The 11336-nt window shown below is 39.2% G+C and carries 8 protein-coding genes; 3 read left to right on the top strand and 5 right to left on the bottom strand.

What is annotated here, in order from left to right:
• A partial coding sequence (locus BV372_RS22475; RefSeq protein ID WP_143845240.1) for a tetratricopeptide repeat protein occupies positions 1-2083 on the bottom strand: 2083 nt, incomplete at its 3' end.
• A gap of 366 nt (positions 2084-2449) precedes the next feature.
• Between BV372_RS22475 and BV372_RS22470 the strand changes: the two genes are divergently transcribed.
• Positions 2450-2629 (top strand): hypothetical protein, encoded by a 180-nt coding sequence (locus tag BV372_RS22470; protein WP_086688714.1) that lies wholly within the window; start codon positions 2450-2452, stop codon positions 2627-2629.
• Between the two features lie 133 nt (positions 2630-2762).
• Here BV372_RS22470 and BV372_RS36575 read toward each other — a convergent pair whose 3' ends face one another.
• Both BV372_RS36575 and hpnI read right to left on the bottom strand, forming a co-directional pair.
• The gene (locus tag BV372_RS36575) at positions 2763-2906 is read right to left on the bottom strand and encodes a hypothetical protein (RefSeq protein ID WP_179198188.1); all 144 of its coding nucleotides are present in this window, start codon (positions 2904-2906) and stop codon (positions 2763-2765) included.
• A 98-nt stretch (positions 2907-3004) separates the two neighbouring features.
• Entirely contained in the window at positions 3005-4189 is a 1185-nt protein-coding gene (gene hpnI / locus BV372_RS22465) for a bacteriohopanetetrol glucosamine biosynthesis glycosyltransferase HpnI (protein ID WP_256973397.1), read from the bottom strand.
• Positions 4190-4438: 249 nt separating this feature from the next.
• On the opposite strand from hpnI, the gene BV372_RS22460 reads away from it, so the two are divergent.
• Positions 4439-6067, top strand: coding sequence for a cyclic peptide export ABC transporter (locus tag BV372_RS22460; RefSeq protein WP_086688713.1), 1629 nt, complete (start codon positions 4439-4441; stop codon positions 6065-6067).
• A gap of 101 nt (positions 6068-6168) precedes the next feature.
• Here BV372_RS22460 and BV372_RS22455 read toward each other — a convergent pair whose 3' ends face one another.
• The gene (locus BV372_RS22455) at positions 6169-6498 is read right to left on the bottom strand and encodes a hypothetical protein (RefSeq protein WP_256973396.1); all 330 of its coding nucleotides are present in this window, start codon (positions 6496-6498) and stop codon (positions 6169-6171) included.
• 547 nt (positions 6499-7045) lie between these two features.
• Here BV372_RS22455 and BV372_RS22450 point away from each other — a divergent pair.
• A complete protein-coding gene (locus BV372_RS22450) occupies positions 7046-8833 on the top strand; it encodes a protein kinase (RefSeq protein ID WP_086688712.1) in 1788 nt (595 codons plus the stop codon).
• 316 nt (positions 8834-9149) lie between these two features.
• Here BV372_RS22450 and BV372_RS22440 read toward each other — a convergent pair whose 3' ends face one another.
• Positions 9150-11279, bottom strand: a complete 2130-nt coding sequence (locus BV372_RS22440; protein WP_086688710.1) for a serine/threonine-protein kinase — start codon at positions 11277-11279, stop codon at positions 9150-9152.
• Positions 11280-11336 lie beyond the last annotated feature (57 nt).

Genomic DNA, 11336 nt, shown 5'->3' with positions numbered 1-11336 from the left:
GTTTGCGCTCGATATCTCCCAACACTCCCCAACTAGTTGCCATACCTGAGCGATCGCCTAATTCTGTCCTTAATTCCAAAGATTGACGATAAAGGCGCTCTGCTGCATCCCAGTTGCCGCGTTTGCGCTCGATATCTCCCAACACTCCCCAACTAATTGCCATACCTGAGCGAGCGCCTACTTCTGTCATTAATTCCAAACATTGACGCAAAAGGCGCTCTGCTGCATCCCAGTTGCCGCGATTGCGTTCTATACTTCCCAACTCACCTAGTGAGTTAGCAATACCGCTTTTATTCTTTTTATTTTGCTCAATAAATAAAGCATCTTGAAAATATTTTTCTGCTATATTCCATTTGCCAACATCACGATAAACTCTGCCAATTTGGCTTAAACATACTGGATAATTATACTCATCTACTTTAGGTAATATTTGCTCATATAAATCTTTTAATAAATTCCAGTATCCCCAGCGTCTCAAGTATTCTTCGAGTGTCCACATCACTAACCTAGATGCTTCGCTATAATTTCCTAATTGAAATGCAAAATATTGAGCCTCTAGCACTGGGAGCAAATCTTCTAAAGTTCGTGGATTATCAATATTTTTGCCAGAAGCGTAAAATTTATAAACACTTTCTAGTAAGTTGGGTAATTCATCCTTATATTCAGCTTGCAGAAATTCAATAATTACCCGATGTAATTCATAAAACACTTCACATTGCTGTTCATCATAACGATTCTGTACTAAACTACTATCAACTAATTGCCCCAAAATTACTTCTGTTGCTCTCAGTTCTGCCTTTGTAAATTCAGCAGGTTCTTCTAACATTGCTGCCATTTCAAAACGAGCATCTTTTTCCAAATTATTTGTATATAACCGCAAAAAAGTTAAACCGCGAATATCTATTCCCACCCGCAACACACACATCCGCCGGAGTAAATCTTGTGCTGCTGCTGTTTGTCTTGCTAATTGTTCTTTAAGGATAGGTTCAGCTTTTTTTGTTACCAGTTCGGGATGTTTCCCCAAATATCCTGGTTTATCCTTGCCAATTGCTGCCAGTTGAGTTAACAGAAATACATGACCATCAACACGCTCAGATATCCAGCGTAAATCTTCTGGGCTATCTTGTAATTTACGCTGTTGCAAAATTTCCACGCCTGCGGCTGTTGCTACTCCCGTGATGGTAATAATATTCACTAATTCCGAATCTGGTTCTGCACCTGGATAGCGGGTATCTGCTAAATCTGCTGGTACTTCGCGGCTGGTTAAGATTGTTTGGGATTGATGTTGTTGATATACCAAAGCATTTAACAACTTACCCCAATCTTGTGAAATCGCTTTTCCAGCTTGGGGATGATTGGCAGGTTGTAAAATACTTTCTAGGTTATCCAGCACTAATAAACAGCGCGTTTGTAGCAAACCTTGGATAATTTTGGCTATTTTCTCATCAGCAGTTTTCAAATTTTCATCTGTTTGAATACCCAGCCCTTCAAATAAAATAAATTTAGCTATATCATCAAAGCTTGTACCTTCTTGGGTTTTGAAATACATTACACATTGATAAGGGCAGTTTTCATCTGAGTTTTGATGAGTTATATTAATCCCCAATGCCGATAGTAATTTCACTGCTAAACTTGTTTTGCCAATACCACCTTGACCAATAAGCGCCAATACTTTAGGCACATTTTCTAGGTTTAATAATCTCTGCCCTAATTCTGTGAGGAGTTCATCTCTTCCTTTCCATACAGGTACGGCAGGAATAGCTTGTTGTAAAACAACTTTGGTTTGTTGGTTAGGTTGCGGTTGCTTGGGTGGGGTGATAATTTCTGGTTGCGGTGCTTCTGGTGTTTCTGTTGTCTCACCATCTGTAAAATCAGCAATTTCGTTAACTTCTAAATTTAAAGCGCGACAAATTTCAGCAAAGTTTAAATAATCAATTTGTTGACATGTGAAAAATTTTGATATCGTATTTTTGCCAATTTTTAATTGTTCAACTAAATCTTGCTGTCGTGCAATACCATTGCGTTTGAGTGCTTGCTTAACAGTAGCGATTTTATCTTGACGAACTTTAATTCCTCTGGGCATAGATGGATATTATCAGTGATTTGACTTATCTCTAGATATCTCTCCTCTAGAAGAAATGCTTTGAAACTCTCATTTTGATGTCGAGAATAGGGGTTGTATAGACATTGCTGCAACATCCCTAGGTTATTCTCTTTTCCCGTTTTGGGAGGTAGTTAAGTCTCTAGGTGTAGGAGGTAGTTGTTGTTAAAGTTTAGCAAGTTACGGCAGTATTTTTTGTAAAAAAATCTAAGTTAGGACTAACTTGGGAAGAAGTTGGGAGTTGGGAATATTTGGAGAGCAAGTTACAAATAACAACAGATAAGTTGGGAATGTAGTTGTGATTGCATATTGTTTCATGGAATTATAAAAGGTTGAGGAACAATTCTCATGAAACGGAAAGACGCTGAATTTGTATTGGATGTATTGAGTGCGGCTGAAGTTGTTGCAACTTTTTGGACTCTTTACCCTCCTGTCGGGATAGCAATGATTCCTGTCGCTGTTTATTGTTTAGCGATAATTTATATTGATGATATGAAAAAGCGGAAAGATAATATCAAGCCTGGGTGAGAAATCTTGATAACGTAACTCTTAAATTGTAGTATCAAGGCAAACCAATATAAAAAGTTTGTATTTAGGATTTAGCGCCTCTTAAGCTGTACATCTCATGCACAAATCTAGGTTTGCCACGCTATCCATACAGTCACACCGCAACTGGTTCATCAATTAGTTGCAGTAAGTGCTGTTTTAACGTTTCTAAACCCAATCGCTCACTAGCCGAAATAAATACCGCTTGCTGATACTTTTGTTGCGCTGCTGCCAAAATTCCAATTGCAGGTCGATGCAATGCGATTGCAGAGCGGTGAATAAGTAATTTTTAATGTAATCTATTCACTAATTTGTACATTTTTTAATCATAATTTTACTTCTCAGTAATTTAAAAAATTAATTTGCCAAATCTGCTGTCATCGCCGCCAATTTACCACCTTTGATCAACTTTAATTTTTGTCCCCGCCATGCAATTGTGCTACCCACAAAGCCATTACACCAAATTGCAAAGTGGAATAAATCACGCACAGGAATTACCCAGAAGAACTTTTTGGCTACTTGGTCATTCAGCATTTTCACGGCAACTATCCAACTCATGAGCAAACGCATCACCCAAGTAATAGCTAGTAAAGTCCAGCCTAATATTGATCCACCTGTAGCCAGTAATAAAAGTAAACTAGTAACTGTACCGTAAGTAAACAGCAGTCCGACATAACCCCAAGGGCGAGAAACGCGGATACAACGCGCCCAACGAATTTGGCGCTGGATGGTTTGGGCTAATGTGCTAGTAGCCAATACATGATCGACTATGTAATTAGATAGCACTACCTTGTAACCTGCTTGGGCTGGTAAATAGCCTAGTTGGAAGTCATCTGCAAGATAATCAGCAATAGCTTCAAATCCACCAATTGCTTCTAGTGCCTGTTTGCGGATGACAATGGTAGAACCGAAAGCAAATTTTATATCTTCTAATTGATTGCTAACTAAAATACTAGGATGAAAGTCTGTAGACGTACCCAGCGCTTCTAAAGAGGTTACCCATCCTGGGGCTAAAGAACGATACAAACAGGTGACAACACCCACCTTTTCATCTTTGAGAGGCTGGATAACTCGTTGCAAATAGTCTTTACCCACGCGAATATCACTATCGGCGATCAGCAAAATTTCATGTTTAGCAGCAGTGACAGCATTTGCTAGATTACTCACCTTGAGGTTAGCGCCAATGATGCGATCGCTCACCACCAGATGAATATCTACATCAGGAAATTGCTGGATAATTTTGGCGATAACTGCGATCGCAGGGTCTTGGCGATCGCGCACGGCGAAGATAATTTGATAATCTGGATAATCCTGCTGACAAAAAGAAGCCAGGTTTTGTTCAGCATCCCGATCAATTCCGCAAATCGGCTTGAGGATGGTAATAGGTGGATGGAAACCTGGTTCTATAGTATGGGGTTGGCTAAAAAAAGCGATCGCTGCATATATGCTGTAGCAGTAGAACAAGATAGCTGATAGGCAAAGTATTAACAGCAGCAACTCAATAATTGGGATCTGAGAGTTGAAGAATGAAGTAAACCCCACGTGACATCTCCTACATCGATTGCTAGCTTACCTGAAATCTTGGTCTAACAAAATAGGAATTGGGAATTGGAAGGAAGAAATGCTTTACCCTTGACTATTGACTCTGGACTAATGACCATTGAATATTACCTTTGCTGGCTCGGAAACTGATAAATCCTACTTATACAATGAGATAATGAAGAGTTCACGTTATGGATTTCGTTCTTACCCCTGGGAGAGAGCACTCCAGAAATTGCTAATTATATTTTCATGAATCTGATTTATTTTCTTTTACGTTCTTCATGGGGAATGGTGGCGATCGCGATCGTCACCGGATTCCTGAGTGGTGGTAGTAGTGCTGGACTAATTGCTCTCATTAGTTCTGCTGCAAATCCTGATACCCAGTCGCCCCTCACATCCATAGCGTGGGGTTTTGTCGGATTAGTGATAGTTGCACTAATTACCAGCATAATTTCTCAGGTAATGCTAGTTCGCCTCTCTCAGAATGCCATCTTGCAATTACGGATGGGCTTGAGCCATCAAATACTTGCTTCTGAATTAAGTCATCTCGAACAACTAGGGAATCCTCGCATATTGGCAACCCTCACAGAAGATGTACAAGCTGTTGCTAATGCCGTATATCTCATTCCTTTCTTATGCATTGATTTGGCGATGGTTTTCGGTTGCCTAGTGTATATAACTTGGCTTTCCTGGCTAGTATTTTTGATGGTTTTCGGATTAATGGTGGTAGCACTTGGTAGTTGCCAATGGCTGTTACGAGGAGGAGGGAAATTGCTTGCTCTTGCCCGTGAAGATCAAGATGTACTGTTTAAGCATTTTCGCACTGTTACCGAAGGCGTTAAAGAACTTAAACTCAACTATCAACGCCGTCAAGTATTTTTAGAAAAACAACTACAATCAACAGCTATTAGATACCGCAATCATAATGTTCAAGGATTGACTTTGTTTGCGACTACTACTAGTTGGGGCAGATTTATATTTTTTTTCGCGGTTGGCTTTTTGTTGTTCGCGTTACCTAATTTGATTACTATTAACCCCCATACTCTCTCTGGCTTCATCCTAACTTTCACTTATTTGATGTTGCCGATGGACAATATAGTTAATAATTTGCCCCAAGTTATTAGAGCCAACGTGGCTTTAAAAAAGATAGAGTCGTTGGGTTTATCTCTAGCTAGCCGAGTAGAAACATCAACTGTGCCACCGACTGTGAAAACTTCTTGGCAGAGTTTACAACTTAAGGATGTTACCCATACTTATTATAGAGATCGAGAAGATAATAGCTTTATCCTCGGCCCTATTAATTTGACGTTATTTCGCCAAGAACTAGTATTTATTGTTGGTGGTAACGGTAGTGGTAAATCTACCTTAGCCAAACTCATTACTGGACTCTATCTCCCAGAAAATGGAGAAATTCTGTTAGATAGAGAGTCAATTAATGACAATAATCGAGAATGGTATCGTCAGCATTTTTCAGTAGTTTTCTCCGACTTCTATTTATTTGAGGAACTTTTAGGCTTAGAAAATCCTGACTTAGATGCTAAAGCCCAAAAATACCTCAAGCAGCTCCAATTAGACCATAAGGTGAAAGTTGAAAATGGCAAACTTTCTACCACCGAGCTTTCTCAAGGACAGCGTAAACGATTAGCTTTACTCACTGCTTATTTAGAAGACCGACCAATTTATCTATTTGATGAATGGGCAGCTGACCAAGATCCATTATTCAAGGACATATTCTACACTCAGCTGTTACCGGAACTGAGAGATAAAGGTAAAACGGTACTAGTAATCAGCCATGACGATCGCTATTTTTATTTAGCAGACAGGGTAGTCAAACTAGACTATGGCAAAATTGAGTACGACCATGAGTCTGGCAGATAAACCGCAGGCTCCTTGGTGTTAAACAAATCTTGAACCAAGAATACTCAGAGAAAAAAGCATTTTTAACCGTCATGGACTACATAGTTCATGATGGTTACCGATTACTTGGGTAAGACATTAGAGTTGTTCTTTGGTAGGCGGTCTTTTTTGACTGGTGGTCTTAAATTGACCTTGAGAACAGGTTCATTCGCCGAAAGTTGTCTTTGTCTGAGCAGTTGAATTTCTCTTTCCATCAATTCTTGACCTTGCCGGAAAAATTCTTGAGAATTATATGGAACTAAGTCACGGGATAAATGTTGAGTTTGTTGTGGCGTTAGGCGAGGGAAGGCTTGTTCAGCATTAACAGCAGTCTGTCTAGCAAGTAACAAAGCAGTTGAGAACCCGACGAAGGCTGTTACTTTCATGAAGCGGGTAAATACCAGTTTCAACATGATTGCTACCTCCATTGCATGAATGCTGCTTCAAACGATGTAGTATTGGTCTGACTATCAGTAAAATACACTCATTTGCTTGCTCATTACCTCATACAAATGGGTTAATTAGCTAAATTCGCCGACATGACATTAAGCAGATTTCCCGACACAGAGGCTATTGATCGAGAAAGCATAATAAGTAAATGAACAAAAATGTTTACAGTCATTGAGAGCTATGCAATCGCAACGGTTGAGATTGCTGTACTTATTAATACTTTTTTAATAAAGTAAAAATCCTGGTCAAGACAGATACAGTAACTGGCACAGCATATAAGTGTGGCATAAAGTCAAAATTTGATAAGCTTAATACTTTTTAATACCAGAAAGCTTACTGTTATATTTTGTATAAAAACCTTAACATCCTATTTTTATTAGTAAAAACTACTTACACAAATAAACTTGTCATTCCTGGAGTCATCCCTCTGTGGAATTAATTCTAAGGCATTCCGGAAATTGGGTGGAAAGATCAGAAAACCTATATCAGGACTTACTCAGTAACCAGCTCATGACCCACCACATGATCGGTAAAGTACTACAAGCACGTTACCAAATCGTCCAAAGCCTAGGTGCAGGGGTATTTGGACAGACATACACTGCCGTAGACATAGAATACCCAGAAAACCCGAAATGCGTTGTTAAACAACTGAAGGTTAGCAGTTCCCACCCCAGTTACTTAGACAACTTAAGACTGCGTTTTCTTACTGAAACTGAAACTCTCAAGCGTCTAGGACGTCACAATCAAATTCCCCAACTCATTGCTTGTTTTGAAGAAAATGAGCGATTCTACTTAGTGCAAGAGTTTATTGAAGGACATGCGCTAACAGAGGAACTACCAATTAATAAACAGTGTAGGGAGATTTGGAGCGAGAGCGAAGTTATCGGATTTCTCGAAGATGTCTTAGGAATTCTGGAATTCGTGCACTCTCAAGGCGTTATCCATTGCGATATCAAACCGGAAAATCTGATCAGACGTGCTTATGATGGCAGATTAGTGCTGATTGATTTTGGCTCAATCCAGCCATTTGATTTTGGTGACGATTCAGAATTACCTATCCATTCAGTTCCTGTCACTTCATTGGGATACATACCGCCAGAGCAATTTATTGGTCAAACACAGCCCAATAGTGATATTTATTCTCTAGGTATAATTGCTATACAAGCATTAACAGGGTTGTCACCACTACAATTTAAATTAGATCCTTATACGAATGAGATTATTTGGCATTCTCCACAAATACCAGTTAATGATTATTTAGCTGCTATTCTCAGCCAAATGATCCGCTACGATTACCAAGACCGCTTCCAATCTGTTAGTGAGGTACTACATATACTTCAGGAAATGCTGTGGGAAACTCATTTACCACCTGCACAAACACAGCATGAACTGCACATTGAACCTGATGTAAAAGTTAGCCAATTACCTCAACGTTCTGCACCAACAAAACCTGCTCCCCTACTAACAGGAATGAAAGTAGGTCTGGCGGCTAATTCTATGTTGCTAGGATTGGGAATGTATTCTTTATTTACTAATTCTCCAGTCTATTCAGAAAAAGAAACTTTATCTAAAGCAACAGAAGAATATCAAGCAGGAGATTTGCAAGAAGCGATCGCACTGGTGAAGTCGATTCCCTCTGACAGCGATATTTATCCAGAAGCTCAAGCCACAATTGACGAATGGCAAGAGCAATGGCAAGTTGCTGCGGAACAATACCAATTTGCTGAAACAGCCTTTCATGCTGCTAGATGGTCAGATGTACTGACTATTGCTCCTAAAGTGCCGGATATTTTATATTGGCAATCTAAAACAGATAAACTCGTTGAGCAAGCACGCACTCATCTGGAAGCACAGACACAAGACTTATTAGCAAAAGCTTACACGAGTGCAAACAACAGAGATTTTGCCACTGCTATACAATATCTCCGCCAAGTTCCTCTGGAAAGTTCTGCGGGAGCTATAGTGCAAAAAAAATTGGCTGAGTACGATAAAAAGCAACAAATTAGAGCTACATTTTTTTTACAAAAAGCTTACAATAAAGCCTCTGTTGGCGAATTTGAAGACGCTGTGAAGTTTCTGCAAAAGGTTCCGAAAAATACTCCTGTTTATGCACAGGCTCAAATCAAATTGAATGAGTATACTCAAAAGCAACGCCTGCAACTGCAAACTAATAGTGTAGCTTTATCACGACAAAATTCTTCGGCAAAAAAACCTAACTCAAATAGTAGTTACTACTCAAATAGGAAGATTGAAAAATTAAGACCTATTATTGATATTCACGACGTGAGTATTCAATAGTTATACCAATTTGAAAAATGATTGCGACAGATGGAATTTGAAATGCTTATTTAATAAATATTTCACAATCCAAAATCTGTCTTGAAAAGTTTGCTCAACGGAGGGAACCCCCACACGCAACGCCAGTTGCTTTAAGCCGGGAAACCCTTTCGGCAGTTGATCATGGGGGAAACCCCCAAGACCGCACTGGCTCAACTTTTCGCAAAATCTAAAATCCAAAATGGTATTAATGCCTCAAATTATAGAAGCACAATTCACCAAAGTGCAGTTAGCAACTGGTGACGGTATCCTGAAATCGCCTCAAAATTAGAGACGATTAACGCGGTGGCTGATTTGGAGCAAGGGGATTAGGAAGTCGGATAATTGGTACAATTACAGGCTGTGCTTTTTCAGTTTGTAGTTGATTCTGTGCTTGCTTGCTCGCTTCTATTGCTTGTTGGTAGTTGGGCTTATATTTTATTGCTTGGGCATAAGATGCGATCGCATCTTGAAAGCGTTTCAAATTTACTAGAGCATTACCTCTGCTATACCAACTTTCGTAGTGGTCTGGCTTGTAACGAACTGCTCTATTATAAGATGCGATCGCATCTTCGTATTTCTGTAAATTGTATTGAGAATTTCCCAAGTTATACCAAACTTGATAATCGTTGCGCTTCAATACTATGGCTTTATTGTAAGATTGAATTGCTTCTAGATAGCGTTGGCTTTGATGTAGTGCCCAACCTCGGCTATACCATACTTGGTAGTTATCAGGATTATATTTAATTACTTGGTCAAAAGATGCGACTGCTTCTGGATAACGTCGTAGAGTAATCAGAACATTGCCCCTAGATAACCAAGCCTGGTAATAATTTGGTTTGTATTGTACCGCTTTATCATAATCTCTAAATGCATCTTCGTAGCGATTTAGATTTACTAGAGAATTGCCGCGACTATACCACCCTGCATCATAATCCGGTTTTAATTCTATAGCTTTATCGTAGGCTGTAATTGCATCTTCGTAGCGTTTTAAATTATGCAGTGCCAACCCTTTATTATACCAAGCAACATAATAAGTTTTTTGCAAATCAATTGCTTGGTCGTAAGCTTTTATGGCATTTTCATATTGTTTTAAATTACTAAAAGCTTCACCTTTAGCATTCCAGATTTCAGGAGAGTTATTTTCTAATTCTAGGGCTTTGTCAAAAGAGGCGATCGCTTCTTTATAGCGCTGTGAATTTTCCAAGACAAACCCTCTACTGCTCCAGGCTTCTAAGTAATCTGGCTGAATTTGAATTGCTTTATCATATGCCGCCAGAGCTTCTTTGTATTGTTTTAATGCAGATAGACTGTTGCCCCGACCATACCATCCTTGAGCATAATTTGGTCTAATATCAACTGCTTTATTATAGGCAGCAAGTGCGTCTTGATAACGTTGTAAGTCATACAGCGTATTACCTTGTTTATATAATTCTGTGGCGTTATTTGTATGAATACCGTCAATAATAAATATAGAACCTGCCCCAGTTACACCCAAGATAAATACTGCGGCTAAAAGCTTATGAATTATATCTTTTTTATATGTATATTTTTTTAAATTCTTAAATGGTAACGCTGGAGTTAATGCGATTGTTTGAGGAGCCGGTTGTGTTAACTCTCTTAGCGCCTTTAATGCATCCGTTGCTGAAGCGTAGCGCTGCCGAAAATCATAACATACCATTTTGTTTAATACTTGTGCGAATTCTGGAGAGACTTTGGTGTGATTTTGCCAGATAATCTCATAAGTATCGGCATCTTTTTCTAATTGTTCAGGAGATAATCCTGTGAGAGCTTGAATCGCAATTATTCCCACTGCATAAATATCACTGCTAAATTTAGGATTACCTTGCGCTTGTTCCCCAGGAAGATACCCAGGCGTACCGATAGCAACAGTAGATTTAGTTTGACCTTGTGGCGTAACTACTTGGGTGGTAATTTGTTTAACTGCACCAAAGTCAATTAAGACTAACTTGCCATCTTGCTGTCGTCTGAGTACATTGCACGGATTGACATCGCGGTGAATTACTTTCTGTTGGTGAACAAACTCTAAAATTTCTAGAATTTCTATTAACAGGGAAATCACCTCATCTTGGCTAAAAGTTTTCCCTGGTGTTAGTTCTTGACTTAAGTTATGACCTTCAATAAATTCCTGTACCAGATAGAATTCTGCGTTTTCTTCAAAGTATGCTAAAAGTTGGGGAATATAATCATGAGTGCCTAATTTATACAGAACTTGAGCTTCTGTATCAAATAAACGTCTAGCAGTCTCTAAAGTGACTGGATCATTTGCCTGAGGCTTGAGTTTTTTCACAACACATTGAGGAGATCCCGGCAATTGAGTATCACAAGCGACAAAGGTTTCCCCAAATCCCCCACCACCCAAGTGGCTAATAATTTGGTATCTTCCAACAAGTGTGTTTCCCAGCATCAGGTTTGCCTAGTTGAGCGCGATATTATCTGATTTCAATCTTGGCACAGGCTAACC

Origin of the sequence: Nostoc sp. T09, from assembly GCF_002154695.1 — a bacterium.
Lineage (GTDB): Bacteria > Cyanobacteriota > Cyanobacteriia > Cyanobacteriales > Nostocaceae > Aulosira.
This window is presented reverse-complemented; position numbering and strand designations above follow the sequence as displayed.

Bases quoted from the DNA above. Each gene is read 5' to 3' on its own strand.
- BV372_RS22470 (WP_086688714.1), top strand. From the start codon at position 2,450: ATGAAACGGAAAGACGCTGAATTTGTATTGGATGTATTGAGTGCGGCT.
- BV372_RS22460 (WP_086688713.1), top strand. From the start codon at position 4,439: ATGAATCTGATTTATTTTCTTTTACGTTCTTCATGGGGAATGGTGGCG.
- BV372_RS22455 (WP_256973396.1), bottom strand. From the start codon at position 6,498: ATGTTGAAACTGGTATTTACCCGCTTCATGAAAGTAACAGCCTTCGTC.
- BV372_RS22450 (WP_086688712.1), top strand. From the start codon at position 7,046: ATGACCCACCACATGATCGGTAAAGTACTACAAGCACGTTACCAAATC.
- BV372_RS22440 (WP_086688710.1), bottom strand. From the start codon at position 11,279: ATGCTGGGAAACACACTTGTTGGAAGATACCAAATTATTAGCCACTTG.